General features: G+C 36.0%; 16 protein-coding genes and 1 riboswitch. Of the genes, 5 read left to right on the top strand and 11 right to left on the bottom strand.

Annotated features, from left to right (window positions below; all coding sequences use genetic code 11):
• Positions 1 to 110 precede the first annotated feature (110 nt).
• The 4 genes from ahpC (Q4496_RS01790) to ahpC (Q4496_RS01775) all read right to left on the bottom strand — a co-directional run bounded on the left by ahpC (Q4496_RS01790) (position 111) and on the right by ahpC (Q4496_RS01775) (position 5,889).
• On the bottom strand, positions 111 to 674 hold the full coding sequence (ahpC, locus tag Q4496_RS01790) for an alkyl hydroperoxide reductase subunit C (protein ID WP_201294546.1): 564 nt from the start codon (positions 672 to 674) through the stop codon (positions 111 to 113).
• A 463-nt stretch (positions 675 to 1,137) separates the two neighbouring features.
• Positions 1,138 to 3,360, bottom strand: a complete 2,223-nt coding sequence (gene katG / locus Q4496_RS01785) for a catalase/peroxidase HPI (protein WP_215971237.1) — start codon at positions 3,358 to 3,360, stop codon at positions 1,138 to 1,140.
• Between the two features lie 309 nt (positions 3,361 to 3,669).
• Positions 3,670 to 5,235, bottom strand: a complete 1,566-nt coding sequence (ahpF, locus tag Q4496_RS01780) for an alkyl hydroperoxide reductase subunit F (protein WP_215971238.1) — start codon at positions 5,233 to 5,235, stop codon at positions 3,670 to 3,672.
• A gap of 90 nt (positions 5,236 to 5,325) precedes the next feature.
• Positions 5,326 to 5,889, bottom strand: a complete 564-nt coding sequence (gene ahpC, locus Q4496_RS01775) for an alkyl hydroperoxide reductase subunit C (RefSeq protein WP_201294546.1) — start codon at positions 5,887 to 5,889, stop codon at positions 5,326 to 5,328.
• A gap of 283 nt (positions 5,890 to 6,172) precedes the next feature.
• Here ahpC (Q4496_RS01775) and Q4496_RS01770 point away from each other — a divergent pair, with 283 nt between their 5' ends.
• Both Q4496_RS01770 and Q4496_RS01765 read left to right on the top strand, forming a co-directional pair.
• Positions 6,173 to 7,606: a catalase gene (locus Q4496_RS01770; protein ID WP_303609913.1), complete on the top strand. Its 1,434-nt coding sequence runs from the start codon at positions 6,173 to 6,175 to the stop codon at positions 7,604 to 7,606.
• Positions 7,607 to 7,754: 148 nt separating this feature from the next.
• On the top strand, positions 7,755 to 8,669 hold the full coding sequence (locus Q4496_RS01765; RefSeq protein ID WP_303609836.1) for a hydrogen peroxide-inducible genes activator: 915 nt from the start codon (positions 7,755 to 7,757) through the stop codon (positions 8,667 to 8,669).
• A 275-nt stretch (positions 8,670 to 8,944) separates the two neighbouring features.
• Here Q4496_RS01765 and Q4496_RS01760 read toward each other — a convergent pair whose 3' ends face one another.
• On the bottom strand, positions 8,945 to 9,679 hold the full coding sequence (locus Q4496_RS01760) for a hypothetical protein (RefSeq protein ID WP_303609835.1): 735 nt from the start codon (positions 9,677 to 9,679) through the stop codon (positions 8,945 to 8,947).
• A gap of 191 nt (positions 9,680 to 9,870) precedes the next feature.
• Positions 9,871 to 10,728, bottom strand: coding sequence for an acyl-CoA thioesterase II (tesB, locus tag Q4496_RS01755; RefSeq protein ID WP_303609834.1), 858 nt, complete (start codon positions 10,726 to 10,728; stop codon positions 9,871 to 9,873).
• A gap of 152 nt (positions 10,729 to 10,880) precedes the next feature.
• Here tesB and Q4496_RS01750 point away from each other — a divergent pair, with 152 nt between their 5' ends.
• Positions 10,881 to 11,180 (top strand): hypothetical protein, encoded by a 300-nt coding sequence (locus Q4496_RS01750; protein ID WP_303609833.1) that lies wholly within the window; start codon positions 10,881 to 10,883, stop codon positions 11,178 to 11,180.
• A 49-nt stretch (positions 11,181 to 11,229) separates the two neighbouring features.
• Here Q4496_RS01750 and Q4496_RS01745 read toward each other — a convergent pair whose 3' ends face one another.
• Together Q4496_RS01745 and Q4496_RS01740 are read right to left on the bottom strand one after the other, a co-directional pair.
• A complete protein-coding gene (locus Q4496_RS01745; protein ID WP_303609832.1) occupies positions 11,230 to 13,089 on the bottom strand; it encodes a tetratricopeptide repeat protein in 1,860 nt (619 codons plus the stop codon).
• Positions 13,090 to 13,231: 142 nt separating this feature from the next.
• A riboswitch (cyclic di-GMP riboswitch) is annotated at positions 13,232 to 13,314 on the top strand.
• A 137-nt stretch (positions 13,315 to 13,451) separates the two neighbouring features.
• Positions 13,452 to 15,221 (bottom strand): DUF885 family protein, encoded by a 1,770-nt coding sequence (locus Q4496_RS01740; RefSeq protein WP_303609831.1) that lies wholly within the window; start codon positions 15,219 to 15,221, stop codon positions 13,452 to 13,454.
• A gap of 227 nt (positions 15,222 to 15,448) precedes the next feature.
• On the opposite strand from Q4496_RS01740, the gene Q4496_RS01735 reads away from it, so the two are divergent.
• Positions 15,449 to 16,411: a GGDEF domain-containing protein gene (locus tag Q4496_RS01735; RefSeq protein WP_303609830.1), complete on the top strand. Its 963-nt coding sequence runs from the start codon at positions 15,449 to 15,451 to the stop codon at positions 16,409 to 16,411.
• Positions 16,412 to 16,418: 7 nt separating this feature from the next.
• Here the strand turns inward: Q4496_RS01735 and Q4496_RS01730 are convergent, their stop codons facing one another.
• Complete coding sequence (locus Q4496_RS01730) at positions 16,419 to 16,880, bottom strand: DUF523 domain-containing protein (protein WP_215971883.1); 462 nt, start codon at positions 16,878 to 16,880, stop codon at positions 16,419 to 16,421.
• Positions 16,873 to 17,178, bottom strand: a complete 306-nt coding sequence (locus Q4496_RS01725) for a DUF3630 family protein (RefSeq protein WP_215971884.1) — start codon at positions 17,176 to 17,178, stop codon at positions 16,873 to 16,875. The genes Q4496_RS01730 and Q4496_RS01725 overlap by 8 nt, the downstream gene beginning before the upstream one ends.
• A 196-nt stretch (positions 17,179 to 17,374) precedes the next feature.
• Here Q4496_RS01725 and Q4496_RS01720 point away from each other — a divergent pair, with 196 nt between their 5' ends.
• Positions 17,375 to 17,674 (top strand): cytochrome c, encoded by a 300-nt coding sequence (locus tag Q4496_RS01720; protein WP_215971885.1) that lies wholly within the window; start codon positions 17,375 to 17,377, stop codon positions 17,672 to 17,674.
• Positions 17,675 to 17,825: 151 nt separating this feature from the next.
• Here the strand turns inward: Q4496_RS01720 and recQ are convergent, their stop codons facing one another.
• A complete protein-coding gene (gene recQ, locus Q4496_RS01715) occupies positions 17,826 to 19,634 on the bottom strand; it encodes a DNA helicase RecQ (protein WP_303609912.1) in 1,809 nt (602 codons plus the stop codon).
• Positions 19,635 to 19,750 lie beyond the last annotated feature (116 nt).

Below are 19,750 nucleotides of genomic sequence, written 5' to 3'. Positions count from 1 at the left end.
TTTACCGAGAGCCTTTCTTAATCACGTGGCTAATGCGGCATAATAAGAAAAGGCGGAATAGTGTTAGCTATATCCGCCAATCGCCTTTAGATTTTTATATAAAATTTAGTTTAGATTTTACCTACTAAATCTAGGCTTGGTGTTAAGGTTGCTTCGCCTTGCTCCCAAGCTGCTGGACATACTTCACCATCGTTTTCGCGTACATATTGTGCTGCTTTAACATTACGTACCATGTCTTTAGCGCTACGACCAATACCACCTGCATGAATGTGTGCTACTTGAATAATGCCATCAGGGTCAGCTAAGAAAGTACCACGATGTGCCATATGGTCTTCTTCAATCATCACGTCAAAACCACGAGTAATGTTACCTGTTTGGTCGCCTAGCATTGGGAATTGAATTTTGCCAATTGCGTCAGACGAGTCGTGCCAAGCTTTATGAGAGAAATGTGTGTCAGTTGATACAGCGTATACTTCAACACCTAATTTTTGTAACTCTTCATATTGGTTTGCCATGTCTTCTAATTCAGTAGGACATACAAACGTAAAGTCTGCTGGGTAAAATAAGAAGATAGACCATTTACCTTTGACGCTGTCAGTTGTTACTTCAACAAACTCGCCGTTGTGAAATGCTTGTGCTGTAAATTCTGGGATTGCTTTGCCTATTTGAGCCATGATGTATTCCTCTTTATGTATTTAAATGTTTATTTAATTGTCGTATTAATTATTTAATAAAACGTTAATGAAAGTTTTGCTTCTGAAAGCTTGCTTGCTTTCGATGTATGTATAGTAGAGCTAATTTAATAATTGGTAAATTTGATTAAATTGATTTCTATATTCTAAATAACAGAACGTTAGTTACTTGCATTCTTTATTGGGATCTTAGTTATAGCGAAGTGCTTTGAGTAATCGATGTATTGAGCGCTTATTTCATCGTGTTATTTTGCCGAAGCTTATTGTTAGATAATAGTTAAGGTTAGGCATCAATGTGAGGCCTGTAAATATATGTCAGAGTGGGACAGTAAAAACAAAAAAAGGCTAACACTTAGTACTTTCTACTGAGTATTAGCCTTGGTAAGTGAATTTAAATATTACTGATTTTCAAACTATTTTAGTGAAGCGCAGTAAGGTAGTTCAATTACTTTAAATCGAAGCGATCTAATTGCATTACTTTCGTCCAAGCGCTGACAAAGTCATTAATAAACTTAGTATCAGCATCATCAGAAGCATACACTTCAGCAATGGCTCGTAGTTCAGAGCTAGAGCCGAAAATTAAATCGACAGGTGTTGCTTGCCATTTAAAGGTACCGGTAGCACGGTCATTACCGATATAAATACCATTATTGTTCTCGTCTTTGCTCCAAACGGTAGACATATCTAATAAGTTAACGAAAAAGTCATTACTTAATACGCCTGGTTTGTTAGTAAAAACACCTAAGCTAGAACCGTCAAAATTGGCGTTTAATGAACGTAAACCACCGACCAAAACTGTCATTTCAGGTACATTTAAATCAAGCATATTGGCTCTATCAACAAGCATTTCTGCAGGAGACATATAACTATCTTCATTGTAATAGTTACGGAAGCCATCAGCATTAGGTTTTAAGTAATTGAATGACTGAATATCTGTTTGCGCTTGTGTAGCATCGGCACGACCAGGTATGAAAGGTACTTCAACTTTATATCCACCTTTATTAGCTGAGTTTTCGATTGCCGCAGCACCACCTAATACAATTAAATCGGCTAAAGATACTTGTTTTGTCGATGATTTTTTATTGTATTGAGTTTGAATCGCTTCAATTTTATCTAAGGCTTTCTTTAACGCTTTAGGGTTGTTTACTGGCCAATTGACTTGAGGCTCAAGCTTAATTCGTGCGCCGTTTGCTCCACCACGCATATCAGTTACACGATGGCTAGAAGCAGAAGCCCATGCTGTTCTAATTAACTCTGCATTACTTAAACCTGAATTAAGTAATTGCGCTTTTAGCATTTTTATATCACTACTTGTGATTAACTGATAATCAATTGCAGGGATAGGATCTTGCCATGTAAGTACTTCAGTTGGCACTTCATCACCTAAATATCTTGCTCTTGGCCCCATATCACGATGAGTTAATTTAAACCAAGCTCTACCAAATGCTTTTTCAAATTCAACTGGGTTGGCTCTAAAGCGTTCGACAATTTTACGGAATTCAGGGTCTTCTTTTAAGGCAAGATCGGTGGTAAACATAATAGGTGCGTGACGTTTATTAGGAATATGTGCGTCAGGTACTAAATTTGCAGCGGCTTTATTATCAGGTATCCATTGTGTGGCACCTGTAGGGCTTTTAGTTTGCACCCAATTAAAGTTCATCAGATTATCTAGATAGTTTGTTGACCACTGCGTTGGTGTAACAGTCCAGGCTCCTTCCAAACCACTGCCACTAGCATCTGCGCCTACACCTGTACCACATTTGTTTTTCCAACCTAAGCCTTGCTCTTCAATTGGAGCAGTAGCAGGCTCAGCACCAATACAATCTTTTGGTTTTTTCGCACCGTGTGCTTTACCAAATGTATGGCCACCAGCACTTAGTGCAACAATTTCTTCGTCATTCATTGCCATGCGGCCAAATGACAAACGTAGGTCGTCAGCTGCTAAGAGTGGATCTGGTTTACCGTGTGGACCTTCAGGGTTAACATAAATTAATCCCATCTCTACCGCGGCTAATGGTCCTTTTAATTGACCTTTTCCATCTCTTCGTTCATCAGTAAGCATGGCTTTTTCAGGGCCCCAGTATACTAGGTCTGGTTCCCAATCGTCAGTACGTCCACCAGCATAACCAAAAGGTTTAAAGCCCATAGATTCAAGCGAAACATTACCTGCAAGTACCATTAAATCTGCCCATGATATCTGACGGCCATATTGTTGTTTTACTGGCCATAATAATCTACGGGCCTTGTCTAAATTAACATTGTCAGGCCAGCTATTTAACGGATCGAAGCGTTGTTGACCACCAGATGCACCACCACGACCATCATGTACGCGATAAACCCCAGCGCTATGCCAGGCCATACGAATCATCAAGGGGCCATAATGCCCCCAATCAGCAGGCCACCATGTTTTAGAATCTGTGAGTGTTTTTTGAATATCTTTTTTAAGTTGTTTTATATCTAATTTTGCAAACTCTTCAGCATAATTATACTGCTCGCCGTAAGGATTTGATTCCGCACCGTGCTGGCGAAGTGAGCTCAGGTTTAGTTGCTCAGGCCACCAAAATTGATTTGTTTTTGCTTCACCATTTGCAAATGCAGTTGACGATAGTGTGATAGTTGATAGAGCTACTGAAATCGCAGCGGCTATAGGTAAGGTTCTCTTTAACATAGTTATCTCTCTTTATTGTAATGAACTTTCGAATAGGAAATATAATAGGGGGAATAAAAGATTTTTTATAATTGATTGATTTGAAGATAACGTTCTGTTTTATTGATGACTGTATTTGCGGAGCAATAAGTGGGTAATATAGAGATTAGTGGTTGGCAGTGCGTTAATACTACGCAAGGGGAAAGTAATAAAGTTAGTTTGTTAGTAAAAGCATTAATCAATTATCTACAGACAAAAAAATAGGTGAATTTAATAATTCACCTATTTACGTTAATAATTTACTCTTTATTGAACAGGTAATTACTTGTATTAGCTTTCTCTAATCATGTAATCAAAGGCTGATAATGACGCTTTAGCTCCTTCGCCCATCGCAATAACAATTTGCTTATAAGGCACTGTGGTTACATCGCCAGCCGCAAATATACCCGGTGTAGACGTTTGACATCTTTCGTCTATAATTACTTCACCATACTGAGTACGGTCAACAACACCATCTAGAAAAGCACTATTAGGTAATAAACCAATTTGTACAAAAATACCGGCCAGCGGCTGTTGTTTAATATCACCGGTTAATCTATCTTCATAAGCAAGAGCAACCACTTTACCGTCTTCTGCTATCACTTCTTTGGTGGCAGCATTTTTAATGATAGTAATTTTACTGTGTGCTTCAGCTTTTTCTACTAAGACTTTATCGGCTTTTAATTCAGGTAAAAATTCAAATACCGTAACATGATTAACCATACCTGCTAAATCAAGTGCTGCTTCGATACCTGAGTTACCACCACCGACTACTGCAACATCTTTACCTTTGAAAAATGGACCATCACAATGTGGGCAGTAAGCAACACCTGAACCAACATTTTCTTTCTCACCTGGTACGCCAAGTTCACGCCATTTTGCACCGGTAGCAACAATAATAGTTTTCGTTTCAATTACTTCACCACTAGATAGGTGTAATTTATGCGCTGATTTGGTCTTGATATCACCTTTTTCAATGGTATCTACACGTAAAAACTCTTTGATAGTGACATCGTAATCACTTAAATGTGCCTGCATATTACCGGTTAGCTCAGTACCTGTTGTTTTAGGTACTGAAATTAAGTTTTCTATACCTACCGTATCTTTTACTTGACCACCAATTCTGTCAGCAATCATAGTAACGTTTAACCCTTTACGTGCTGCATAAATTGCGGCGGCAACACCAGCAGGACCACCACCAATAACGGTTACATCTTGTAGAGGCAATTGTTCAGCATCATCGGCATTAACAATGTAAGGGAAACGTTCAATTAATTTATCGACTAATTGTGCTGTATCTATTTTGCCGTTGGCAAATAATTCACCATTTAAGTAAACGCTAGGTACACCTTGAATATTACGTTCATCAATAAGTTCTTGGAATAAGCCTCCATCAATCATTTCTGAGCTAATATCATCATTTAGCAAAGCAAACTGATTTAGTGATTGCACCACATCAGGACAGTTATGACAGCTTAAAGAAATAAATACTTCAAAGTGTAAATCTCCCTTAATTTTACTCACCATATTACTTAAGGTGTTATCAAGTTTAAGGGCTGTACCTGACGATTGTAAAATAGCTAAAATTAATGAATTAAATTCATGACCACTTGGTATGCCTGAAAAATGAATACCATTATTACTATCGTCTACTGCTAAGTAAAATGTGATAGGGCTGCGTAAGTTATCATCACGCTCAATCAAACTTAAATTATCTGATACTGAGCATAATTGTGTTAAAAATTCGACTAATTCTGGACGTTTAGCATGTTCACCAGTTTGTAGAACTAGTGCCACCTTGTTAGTCATATTTTGAGTGTATGTTTTTAATGCGTTTAAAATATCTGTGCTTAACATAGTATTACCTTATTTAATCTGGTGAAAAAAGGCGGAATATTTTTTAGCCATTTCCGCCAATAGTTGGAAGATTTCTTTAGTTGATAGAGTTTAAATTTTGCCTACTAAATCTAGGCTTGGTGTTAAGGTTGCTTCGCCTTGCTCCCAAGCTGCTGGACATACTTCACCATCGTTTTCGCGTACATATTGTGCTGCTTTAACATTACGTACCATGTCTTTAGCGCTACGACCAATACCACCTGCATGAATGTGTGCTACTTGAATAATGCCATCAGGGTCAGCTAAGAAAGTACCACGATGTGCCATATGGTCTTCTTCAATCATCACGTCAAAACCACGAGTAATGTTACCTGTTTGGTCGCCTAGCATTGGGAATTGAATTTTGCCAATTGCGTCAGACGAGTCGTGCCAAGCTTTATGAGAGAAATGTGTGTCAGTTGATACAGCGTATACTTCAACACCTAATTTTTGTAACTCTTCATATTGGTTTGCCATGTCTTCTAATTCAGTAGGACATACAAACGTAAAGTCTGCTGGGTAAAATAAGAAGATAGACCATTTACCTTTGACGCTGTCAGTTGTTACTTCAACAAACTCGCCGTTGTGAAATGCTTGTGCTGTAAATTCTGGGATTGCTTTGCCTATTTGAGCCATGATGTATTCCTCTTTATGTATTTAAATGTTTATTTAATTGTCGTATTAATTATTTAATAAAACGTTAATGAAAGTTTTGCTTCTGAAAGCCTGTCTGCTTTCGATGTGTGTATAGTAGATTTAATCTTATGATTGGTAAATTTGATTAAATTGATTTTTATGTTCTAAAAAACAGAATATAAATTGATGGCTCTTTTACTAAAATAGACTAGGTTTATATAGGTAATAAAATTTAATCGATAAATAAGACATTCAGTCAATAATAACGAATAGGAATAAAATGATGACGAATAAGAAACTAACAACAGCCGCTGGTTGCCCTGTGGCGCATAACCAAAATGTAATGACTGCCGGGCCAAAAGGGCCACAACTTTTGCAAGATGTGTGGTTTTTAGAAAAGCTAGCACATTTCGACCGTGAAGTTATCCCAGAAAGACGTATGCATGCTAAAGGTTCTGCAGCATTTGGTAAATTTACGGTAACGCATGATATTACTAAATATACGCGCGCAAAAATATTCTCTGAAATAGGTAAAGAAACCACCTTGTTTACTCGCTTTAGTACAGTTGCAGGTGAACGTGGTGCAGCTGACGCAGAGCGAGATATTCGTGGTTTTGCTGTTAAATTTTATACCGAAGAAGGTAACTGGGATCTTGTTGGTAACAACACGCCAGTGTTCTTTTTGCGTGATCCGCTTAAATTCCCTGATTTAAACCATGCAGTTAAGCGTGATCCTAAAACTAATATGCGTAGTGCCACTAATAACTGGGACTTTTGGACTTCATTACCCGAAGCATTGCATCAAGTTACAATAGTTATGAGTGATCGTGGCCTTCCTGCAAGCTATAGACATATGCACGGTTTTGGTAGCCATACGTTTAGTTTTATTAATGCCGATAACGAACGTTATTGGGTTAAATTTCATTTAGAAACACAGCAAGGCATTAAAAACTTAACGGATGCAGAAGCGGAAGTGATCGTAGGTAAAGACAGAGAAAGCCATCAAAAAGACCTTTTTGACGCCATAGAAAATAAAGACTTCCCTAAATGGACATTGAAAGTGCAAATTATGCCTGAAGCTGATGCAGCGACAGTGCCTTATAATCCTTTTGATTTAACCAAAGTTTGGCCGCACGGCGATTACCCACTGATTGAAGTGGGTGTGATGGAGCTAAATGCAAATCCAGAAAACTACTTTGCTGAAGTTGAACAAGCGGCATTTAACCCTGGAAATATTGTACCGGGTATTAGCTTTTCTCCTGATAAAATGTTGCAAGGAAGATTGTTTTCCTACGGTGATGCACAACGATATCGCTTAGGTGTTAACCATAATCATATTCCGGTTAATGCCGCGCGCTGTCCTGTGCATAGTTATCATAGAGACGGGCAAATGCGTACTGATGGTAATCATGGCGCTACAATTGGTTACGAGCCGAATAATCAAGGCGAGTGGGCTGAACAACCTGATTTTTCAGAACCACCTTTAGCCATTGAAGGGGCAGCAGCTCATTGGGATCATAGAGAAGATGAAGATTACTTCTCACAAGCAGGTGATTTATTCCGTTTAATGAGCCCTGAGCAACAACAAGTTTTATTTAGTAACACGGCTGCTTCGATGGCCGATGTACCGGATGAGATCAAATTACGTCATATTAAGCACTGTAGTGCAGCCGATGTAGATTATGGCAATGGTATTAAAACAGCGTTAGGCTTATAAGTATTAGCTTGCTGCTAAGGCTTATTTAATAATAACTAACCCCTGTTATTTTAGGGGTAGTTACTATTTCACTTATATTAACGTAACAATATATTGAATTATTAATTAGAATGTCGTTGACGTTCAATAAAACTGATTATAGAGACGAATGATTTCATTAAAACAATTACATTATGCATTAGCGGTTGAAAAAACATTACATTTTAAAAAAGCGGCCGAAGCTTGCAATGTATCACAGTCAGCATTAAGTACCGCAATTAATGAACTTGAAAAGCAATTAGGGGTTACTCTTTTTGAGCGTAATAACAAGCAAGTGTTAGTGACAAATAAAGGACGGTTGATTTTAGCGAAGGCTAAGCAAGTTAAGCTGGAAGTGGATGAACTTTTACAAATTGCCAATGCGAACCTTCAGCCATTTTCTAATGGGATGACTATTGGTGTAATTCCGACTATTGGTCCTTATTTATTACCTAAAGTTTTACCTGATTTACGTAAGCAATATCCAGACTTTAAATTAAAAATCATCGAAGAACAGTCGCATGTGTTAGTTGATATGGTACGAAGCGGTGATATTGATGCTGCTATATTAGCGCTACCTTATGCTATTGATGGCTTGATGCAGTTTGAATTTTGGCAAGAAGATTTCTATTGGGTGAGTCATAAGGATGAATGCCCAAGTCAAATGAAAGAAATTACCAGTGAACAATTAAGTGCTGAAAAATTAATGTTGTTAAAGGAAGGGCATTGTTTAAAAGATCATGCCTTGGCCGCCTGTAGTTTACAAAATAACAAACAAGAATCAGATTTCGACTCAGCGAGTTTGCATACCCTTATTCAAATGGTTGCGGGTAAGCTTGGAACAACACTCGTGCCACAGATGGCGCTTGATCAGTTAATTTATAGTGAATCTGAGCTACGTGCTATTCATTTAAACGAGCCTGGTCCACACCGTAAAATATCATTAATCATTCGACCTAACTATGTAAGAACAGATGAAATAACGCTACTAAAAGATATCTTTAAGGCGCAGTTAACAAAGAAGGTCTCGGCTAAGAATAGTTGATTTCAAGAATATAATCGAATAAATAGAACATAGTCCTCTATTTATTCGTATTTACTAAATCAAAGTGTTTGGTCATTATAGTTATCACACAAACAAGAGGTAACTATTATGAAAAATATTATTCACAATTTAAAAGCTATATTAGGCACTAATGCTCGTAAAAATGCACGAGTTGACTGTAATTATTCAAATAATTATTATGGAGATCAAGTGTGTCAATGTAAGTGATTTGACTATGAATAGCGGCCAGAGCTATTTTACGTTATTAGCCTAATTTAATAAGCGTATTTAGCGTCTGCTTTGCTTGCTAACTGGCTGCGAAGTTCATCTTGATATGAAAATGTATCGAAGCCATTATCAAATGCTTTTGCCATTAGCCCATATGAGCTATCTAGAAGTGCTTTTACATCAACAATGTCTTTAAAGTTTTCTTGGGTAACATCATATTTTCCCCAATATCTTCCTTTTCCATCATATCCACGGTCATACTCTTGACCTTTTATTAGAATGTCAGGTAACTCTTTCGCTAACGCGACTATAGTTTCGTTAGCATTTAATTTGCCCTCAAGATAACTTTTTTCATCTTCAGTAATATTACCTGAAACAACTAATTTATCATTATTATCAATAGAAAATCCCCAACTTTTTTGCGCTAACGATGGAGATGATAATTCTAAATCATGCATAAAACTTTCGTATTCAGGTCTTATTTGAGCAAGCTTCATTGGTAATTCGCCAAAAGTTATTGTATTCGTCATTTTATCTATAAGTGCAGATTCAGATTTATGTGCTGAGATACTCAGAGGCTTATCGTAAGTGTTTTGGTCCGAAGGGATATGCTCACTGTCATGATAAATATCACGAGCAAGTGTTTGTTGTTTATTAATATCTGTAATTAACTCGCTATCAGAAAATTCACCTACGATAGTAGGCTCTACTTTAGTCGCTTCTACATTATTTTTAAGTTGTTTTGTTACCGTATCGGTTAAAATATCGTGAGTTATTTTCATAGTTAATTCCATTTATAATGAATAGTAGTTTAATGTATTTATCGGTAAAATTAATAAAAACTTGAGCATTTTTTATTAATTTTACATTAAATAAAAAAGCAGTTATGTAGGATTACTATCTACTAATTTTTGTCGACATAAGTGCCCTAGTACAACGTATTGGACATTATTTCCTCCTACACCTAACCATCTTATCTTTGTCTAATAACACCTTCTTGCATTGTTGAAGCTACAAGCTCGCCTTTACGGTTATATATTTGTCCACGAACTAAACCGCGTCCATTACTAGCAGAAGGACTGTCTATACAATAAAGTAGCCAGTCATCGAAACGGAATGGGCGGTGAAACCACATAGCATGGTCGACGGTAGCTATTTGGAAGTTAGGGCTAAAATGACTCGCTCCATGTGGTAATAAAGACGCAGGTAAGAATTGAAAATCTGACGCATAAGCAAGCATGCTGCTATGGTCACGTAAATCATCAGGTAAACTACCATTTGTTTTTAACCATGTTTGACATTTCGAATCGGTTTTTTCAGGTTTAAGCCAGTTGTATTGTTGAACTGGTCGAATTTCTATTGGTTTTTCAGCTAAAAACTTATCACGTACCTCTTTTGGTAAAGCATCTTGGTATTTAGTAATAAAATCACGATAAGACGGTATACCTTCTGGGCCTGGTACTGTTGGCATAATATCTTGATGTTCAAAGCCTTCTTCAAATTTTTGAAAAGAAGCAGTCATGTAAAAGATAGCTTTACCATTTTGTATTGCTTTTACTCGACGAGTGCTGAAACTATTCCCGTTACGAATATCTTCTACTTCATAAACAACGGGCTTTGAAGCGTCACCGGCAAGTAAAAAATAAGAATGGAGTGAATGTATAAAACGATCTTCATCGATGGTTGCTTGGGCAGCTGATAATGCTTGTCCCATTACTTGACCACCAAATAAGGCCTTGAAGCCTAAATCTTGGCTTTGACCTCGATATATTCCTTTCTCAATGACTTCTAATTTTAGTAAAGCTAGTAATTCTTTTAAAACAGAACTCATGTCTAATACCCAATATGTTTATAGTTTGTTGAGTTTATTCGGTATTATCACCGTAAACTCAGTCTAATGATGCTTTTTAACTATAATAACAGTTTCTTCTCTTGTATAAGTATTGATCTATAAAAAAAATTAAGATATTTTTTGTCTTAGTAATGCTGTTTAATTCTGATATTGAGACTTATATGCGCGTTGTTGAACAAAGAGAGATTTTATTAGAGCGGCGAGTACACAATGGTGTGCCAGAAAATACTTTATGGGAGCAGCTTTCACTCGCTCAAAAGTTTTCGGCAAATAGTTTAACCCAGCTTGGATATGAGCTAGCTTATATTCGTCATCGAAAAAATGGAAATGTTGCGATAATGCTTTGTAATGATAGTGCTGCAACAATTTCAGCTGAAGGTGAGATTGATTCGTCACCCAATATAATGGTTAGAAGCGAGAAATATAATTAACGCTATTATAATTTCTATTTTATATACGTTAAGGGTATTAAGTTTGCGTTTAAAGCATTTTTGTTGGATCACTTAGTTGCGAGAGAAATACATAAGGATCAATATCTTGAAAATTTGGGCTGTCGAAAGAGTAGACTATTGTAACGGAAAAATCGCCTAAATTAGCAAAGAAGCGTAATTTTAACGCTGACACTATTTTTTCGATCACTATTCTTACTTCGTCTTTATTTTGGTGAGGGAAAATTAATAGGTATTCCCCTTCTTGAATTAATCCCGCATTTTCAAATTCATTAATATGTTTAATGATAACGCTCGCTATTTCATTGTTCACTTCAGTTACTATTTTTTTATTAAATCGACGTGTTAGCTCTTGCCAATTACTAATAGCAATATAACCTAAAGTTAGCGGGTAGGCATACTTCCTCGCCATATTGAAACTTTTTTGGTAGATATGCTTTGTGTGTCTCGGTTTTGTAATTCTCTCGTTTGATTTCTCTATGGTTTCATCATCTTTTATTCTATGTATTGAGCGGTTTTTTAACCACAAAGATAGTATGAGGCAAAGCAATAATAAAATTGTACTGGATAATGCAAAAATAAGTATATGTTGTTGAATATAATTAAAAAGAGAAGGAGGCGATAGTTCACTTTCATCCGAGAGGTCTTCTGCTTGTTGTTGTATTTTTTTATTAGCAGTATCATTTTCTTGTTCATTATCATTGTAGGTTATTTGTTGATTCAATAGGTGATGATTTTCCGGTATAACTTGCTTTTTTAAGGCTTTACTATATCTTTCTTGCCAATAATAAGCTTTTTCCATATCTTGGTTATTATGATAAAAATCAGCTAGCAGTGAATATAAAATATTGAAACCATCGGTTAGTTCAATATTTATTAACATTTGCTCTGCGGCTAGTAATAAGTCGCTGGTGGTTTGTTTTTTACCTGTTAAGTTATTAAGTATTACTAATGAAGTGATTGTTTCTAAATAAGGCTTAGGCAAGTTATATTTATAAAATAGCTTTTTGGCTTTAAGCGTTTCAACTTTGGATTTAGCATAATACTTTTGTTGCAATAAGGTTAAACCTAACCCTTGACTAGCATAAGCTTCATAAACATTTGCTGACTTTTTCTTGGCATGCTTTTCTGCTTCCCAATAGGCATTATAAGCATCGTTAAATTGATTTAAGCGATAATAAGCATTCCCTAAATGATAATAAGTTTGTTCGATATTCTCTAAGTTATTTAAGCTAAAACGCAGCTTTAGAATATTTAGGTATATTGTGAGTGCTTTATGGGAGTCTCCTAAATGAAAGTTTGCATTAGCCAAAGTCGTTAATAGTGTTATATTTTTCGAAAGACTTGGATTTTTTTCGAAGATATATTCAACTTTTCCTAGATCCGCTAGCGCTTTTTCAAATTTATTTGATAAGGAAAAAGCAGCGCTGCGATAACTTAAGGCAAGTAATAAGCATTTAATATCTTTTGTTTGTTGTGATAAATATACCGCGTGCTTAGACTCTATAAGCAATTGTTTATAATTTTTTTTATCTAAAAGAATACTGGCTAACTTTATTTGTAAGAGTAGTGTTATTTTGCTGTCTTTAGTGCTTGCTATGCCATCTCGGGCGAACTGATAAGCGCTTTCTAGATCACCTTCATTACTGGCTACATTGGCAAGTAATAAATAAGTTTTAGCAATGGTTACTTTGGGGTACTGTTTTCTATTGAGTATGATTTCATTACTTAACTTTATAACTTCATTGTAATTGAGTTTTTCAGCATCTTGTTGGAAAAGCAGCGCTACTTGACTAATCATTTGCTCTTTGGCTGACAATGTATTATCAGCAGATAACGCATTGAAATTCAGCGTTAATAGAAAAAATAATGGTATAAGTGCTTTTAACATAACTTTTATTTTAATTATTAACATGAATAAAAACACTGTGTTAGCAAAAAAGTAGTTGTTATTTTAACGTGATTAGTCCTGCTTTGTCTGTTTTTTGTTTACAAACAACAAACAGTGCTTATAATGAAATTGAGCTTCTAAAGCTCGACAAAGGCAAATCTAGCGAAAGCTAGAGACGCAAAGTAACCGGTCTAATGGGAAACCTATGACAGCGGGACTGCCAAATTTAGATGTAGTGGGGGCTCTTCTATTTTACACAGCCTACTGTTATTTCTCGGTTTACTTTGCGTGGCTTCTTTGTTGACCATCCTGCAAGCTATTTTTAGCTATTTTTAGCTATTTTTAGCTATTTTTAGCTATTTTTAGCTATTTTTTTGCTCGATTATATACCTATCAATAACTTTTTCTAACATGCTTAATGGCATAGAGCCATTTTTCAAAATTTGATCATGAAAATCACGTAGATCAAATTTTTCTCCTAAAATTTGTTCTGCACTATGACGTAAACGTTTTATTGTTAATTCACCAATTTTGTAAGATAAGGCCTGTCCAGGCCATGAGATATAGCGATCTATTTCAGTTTGCACATTATGTAATGAGAGGGCGGTGTTATTTGCAAGGTAATCTATCGCCTGTTGTCTAGTCCAACCTTTAGTATGTATACCGGTATCAACCACAAGACGACAAGCTCGCCACATTTCGTAGGTTAAGCGTCCAAAATCTTGATAAGGGGTTTCATATATTCCCGCTTCTATGCCAAGGAACTCTGAATATAAGCCCCACCCTTCACCAAAAGCAGAGATATAGGTGCGATTTCTAAACTGTGGAACATTTTGCATTTCTTTGGCAATAGAGCCTTGTAGATGATGCCCAGGCACAGCTTCATGTAAGGTTAACGCTGGTAAAGCATATAATGGGCGTCGATCTAATCGATAAGTATTTACCCAGTAATTACCAGCTTGATCATCGCGAGAGGGACCAGAATAGCGGCCGGTAGTGTACTTTGGTGCAATATTTTTAGGGACTTCAATTACGCCATAAGGCGTTCTTGGTAACCTTGTAAATAGTGAGGGCAATTTTGCATCCATTTTTTTGGCAATGTACGAAGCCTCTTTTAATAAGTCTCGCGGGGTCTTAGCGTAGAATTGTTCATCGGTGCGTAAAAAGTCAATAAAAGCTTTAAAGTCTCCATTAAAACCAATCCTTGTTATTATGCCATCCATCTCAGTTCGTATACGTTTAACTTCAGCTAAACCTTTTTGATGAACCTGCTCTGCAGTTATTGCTAGTGTGGTGTAGTGTTCAACACGGTTTTGATAATAATTTTTACCATTTGGCAATGAAGTCGCGGCAATGTTATCTCTAGCATTGGGTTGATATCGATTGACCATAAAGTCATAGTATTGCTGATAAGCAGGCATTACTTGTTCAATTAGAATTTCTTTAGCTTCATTTTGAATGCTATGTTGAATGGCAGGTGCAACAAATACTGACATCTTTTTAAAAGGTGTATAATAGCTGCTGTCGGTAACATCTTCTTTTATAAATGCTAAAATAGATTGCTCAAAGCCTTTTAAGACAATTTTAGGTTGAGTAATTTTTTCATCTATCCCCAAATTCATCCAGAAAATTTGTTGCTCAAAGTAGTGTGGAATAGCACGCAACTTTGATAAATAATCTTGATAGTCTTGCTCGCTTTTAAGGTTAACTTGTTGGCTAATATTAGCAATCCACACATGAAACCCAGACTCGGCTGTAAGTGGCATATAATGTTCTTTATTAATGTAACTATCGAGTTTGTTTTTCAGCGTGTAAGATAAAACAGCATGGTTAATCTGATTGTCTAAACTAAGTTCATTTACATCAATACTCATTAAGTTATTGTATATATTTTGACGCTTTATATTTTCTTGCGCTAAAAATTCGGGTGACAAGTTTGGTAACCTTGCGTTATTTCTATCTGCCGGAGGTTTGTTAAAAGGGCTATTTTTTTGGTAAAACTGTTGATACGTTTGTATTAGCTGCAGTAATTGTTGATCGCTAGTCGTGATTTCTACTTCATTTTGAACTGGTGTTGTTTGGCTACAGCTTAGTAATAAAAGTACAAAAAGTAAGGTTAAGAGATTTCTCATTATGATCAACTTAATTAAAAAACACAGTGTAATGTCTTAGCATTGTAACTGAAATTAATAATAAATTTAGTAGATATTTTATCGTAAATACTACAGAATCAGTTTTACCTTAATTGAATAACATTTTGTTTAATGAGCAATTTGTTCGGTTAGTGGGTATAACAAATGCGCTAGGCTTAAATGATTAGTTTCATAGAGGTAAACCGTTGAAATATCAAGATTCTATAATGCAAGCAAATAAAACTATGTCGCAGGCAGTTACTCAACTGAACCAGTGGGATTTACCTGTGAACCCTATCAATTATGCTGTTAGTTACGAGTATTGCAAAAACAATAACCCGCTATTGATTGCTAATATTAAACACTTGCGTTTATCTGGCAAAGTGCTAGATAATTTTTTTATGGAACAACTGTATAAAGATTACTTTCTTGAGCAAAGTAAGTTTCGTAATGAAATTGTTTCAGATTTATCACATCTCTTTAGTCAAATTAACTCAAGTTATGAGCAATCTATCTCTGGCTCGCAAAGTTTTATCGACCAACTCGATGATTGTATTCCAGCTTTAATGTCGAATAATAAAAATGGTGTGAGGTTAGCAATTGCTAAACTTCACCAAGCATCAATGACTTTTAAAAGCCAACAACAAAGATTAGTAGAACAAGTAGAAATATCTAAATTAAAAACACAAGAGTTAGAAGCTGAGCTTGAGGAAGTACGTAAAGAAATATATCTAGATCCTGTGACTGGTTTATATAATACAAAAGCTATGGTCGAGCATGTTGATACTTGGTTAAGTGAAGATGGCAATAAAAGTATTGCCGCTATTGTAATCAGTGTTGATCATTTTAAAATGTTTAATGAGCGATTTGGTCCTTTAATTGGCGATGTTATTTTATCAAAAATGGCGAAAAAAATAGCTAGCTATGTTGATGTTAGTGGTTTACCTGTTCGCTCTGCCAGTGACGAGTTTATTGTGCTAATGCCTGATATTGACGCTGGTATCGCCAGTGAAATAGCGGAAAAAATAAAGCAAGGTGTTGATAAATTACGTTTTATCAGTGTGCAGTCGGGCATTAGGTTACCAAAAATGAGCATTTCATGTGGTATTAGTGAAATGAGACATCAGGAATCTTTAAATCATTTTATTAGTAGAAGTCGTAAAAGTATCCTTCCTCAATTTAATTGCTAGATAACAGTTATTTATCTAATAACACAGACAAATCTTGCAGATTATTTTCAGAGAAAACCTGAATACCTTCCTGAGTTAGTATTTTAGTCGTTACGCCTTGACCAGGTACTTTTTGATTTGAAAATGAACCGTCATAAATAAGTGTACTGCCACAAGACGGGCTTGATTCTTTCATAATGGCAAATCGAATCTTGTGCTTACGGCATAATGTTAATGCTTGTTTTGCACCAAAATTAAAGGCTTCAGTAACATCAATTCCCGAAACTGTAATGACTTTATCGCTATCGGGTTGTTGCTCTGCTGGCTCTCTAGGGACCGGTAAGCCGCCAGAAACTTCAGGACATATGGCAATCAGACGGTTTTGTTTGTGCCATAAGGTTAGCAGTGGATGCTTTAATTGTATTGTTTCACTATTATAGCGAACCTTATCACCTAAAAAGCAACGGCTAATTAATATATGGTCAAACATGATTTGTGAGCACACCATATAAAGGTTGAATTTGTGTAGTACTTATTTCATCTTGGGCGCTAAACCAGCAAGATTGGCTATAATAATCAAAATTTAGCATAAGTTCAGCATTTGCCCATAAAAACCGAATATCCTCCCTATCTGCGCCTATGGTAGTTTCTTTTATAGAATGATTTGGTATTTTATTTAATAATAATTGACTAAGCGCAAGAATATCTTCTTGAAACCAAGTATTTTCAAATAGAACACTTATTTGATCATCAATCAAGTCAATTGATTGTATTTTAATCGGTAGCATTGAGTTCTCATTTAGTGAAATAAATTTAATTCATTTAGGTTGTTGGGTTTGATTAACGTATCATAATACCGTGTATATATACGTCAATTCGTTATATTGATTATATGATTAAACCAAAAAAACAACGACAGAATCACTTATTTTATTTATACTAAATTCAGAATATAAATTTAATATTTAAAGAGAGAGTATTACTATGAAAAAACTTATCCTCGCGCTTTCTACGACTGTATTGATGGCATCTCCTGTTTTTGCTGGTGATGCGGCTGCTGGTAAAGGTAAATCAATGGTGTGCGCGGCATGTCATGGTGCTGAAGGTGTTTCGGCTATTCCTATTTATCCTAACCTTGCTGGACAAAAAGAAGCTTATCTTGCAAAACAGCTAACAGATTTTAAATCGGGCAAACGTGATGAGCCTACCATGAAAGGTATGGCTGCTGCGTTAAGTGATGAAGATATAGCTGATTTAGCAGCTTATTATGCTAGCTTGAAGTAGAATATATTTATTAGTTTCTACTGTCCTTAGTTTATAAAAAAGCGCTTTTGAGCGCTTTTTTATCTTAAAATATGTAACTATAAAATATAACGATAGAGACTGTTCAAGCTTAATTAAAGCGAGTTGAAGTTATTTTTAATGGGCGAGCAGCTTAGGTGTTTTCTTTGATTAGCTCAATAAAGGCTTTACCGTATCGTGATAATTTGACATCACCAATACCACTAATGGTTAGCATTTGAGTAGTGTTTATTGGTTTAACTCTGGCTAACTCCGACAATGTAGCATCATTAAATACAATAAAAGGTGCAATATTTTCACTGTCGGCAATACTTTTTCTAAGTTCACGCAACTTACGGAATAAAGCTTTATCATAAGACTGAGTTTGATTTTTACTTTGCCAGTAACTGGCTTTTTGTAAACGTGGGCTCGCAAGCATTAATGGCTCTGTTGCTTTCAGTACGCTTCTTGATGCTTCTGTTAAGCAAAGGGCTGATTGTTGCTCTATATCTTGTTGTAGATAACCTAAGTGAATTAACTGGCCAATAATTGCAAACCAATAGCCAGGTGACTTACCACTACCAATACCAAATGTTGATACTTTATCGTGCTCTTGGTGTAATACTTTACTCTTCTTTTCACCGCGTAGCACATCCACCACATGGTTGATATCACCTTGCTGTTTGATACGAAAAACACAAGATAATACTTTTTGAGAGGCTTCGGTTGCATCGAATTGGCTAGGTGGGTCTAAGCAAATATCACAATTACCACAGCCTTGTTGTGTGTATTCTGCAAAATAGTTTAATACCACTTGTCTACGGCAGGTTTGTGCTTCAATAAAGGCATTCATTGCTCCAAAACGTTGCATTTCAACATTAACGCGTTGAGAATTATCACCTTCACTAATACGTTTTTTAATACGACTAATATCTTTATCAGCTACTAAAAATAATGCTTCTGCTGGCAAACCATCGCGACCTGCTCGGCCTATTTCTTGATAGTATGATTCTAATGTACGTGGGGGTTCAAAATGAATAACATAGCGCACATTCGGTTTATTAATCCCTAAACCAAAAGCAACGGTCGCAATGACTATTTGAATGTTGTCTTTAGTAAAGCCTTCTTGCACAAGTGCTCTAATGTCACTTTCTAATCCCGCATGATATGCCGCGCAATTAATGCCACAAGCAGCTAAATATTTTGATAGCTTCTCTACTTGCCAACGGCTATTACAATAAATAATACCAGAATCATCACCTTGCTTTTTTACATAACCTAATACTTGTTTTTCACCGTCATATTTTGGTGCTAACGTGAAGCGAATATTAGGCCTATCAAAACTGTCTAAGTGAATGTATGGGTTATTTAATGATAGCTGGGTGAGTATATCTTTACGTGTAGTAACATCTGCCGTAGCAGTTAATGCCATGACAGGTACATAAGGAAAGTGTTGTTTTAATGCGTGTAATTGCGTGTAAGCTGGGCGAAAATCATGGCCCCATTGAGAAATACAATGTGCTTCATCTATAGCAAACATACTCAGTGGTAATTCACTTAACCCTTGTAAAAAATAGCGACTAGTTAATCGTTCAGGCGCAACATAAAGTAGTTTGATTTTACCTTGTGATAGTTTTGAAAAAATATCATTAATTGTACTTTGATCTAAGGATGAATTAATAAAAGCTGCGGAAATTCCTTGATGTGTAAGGTTATCTACCTGGTCTTTCATTAATGATATTAATGGAGACACTACAATGGTCACACCGGGAAGTAACACAGCAGGTAGTTGGTAGCATAACGATTTACCACCACCAGTAGGCATCAAAACTAAAGAGTCTCGTCCTTGCATAAGGTTGTTGATTATTTCTACTTGGCCTGAGCGAAAGCTGTCGTAACCAAAATAGTGCTTTAAGGTATCAAGCAATAATTTTTGTTGATCAGATTCAGCGGCAGCAGGCAGGGTAACAGTATTCAACAGATAGTCTTTAATGATTTATAGTAATGCTTATTTTACCTGAGAGAAGGGGGCGTGACATCATTATTTTCCAATTTTGTAAAAATGATGCTAATCTAATT

Source organism: Colwellia sp. 5_MG-2023, from assembly GCF_030547795.1.
Classification (GTDB): domain Bacteria; phylum Pseudomonadota; class Gammaproteobacteria; order Enterobacterales; family Alteromonadaceae; genus Colwellia.
The sequence above is the reverse complement of the archived record's forward strand: the minus strand, read 5'-3'. Positions and strand labels throughout refer to the sequence as shown.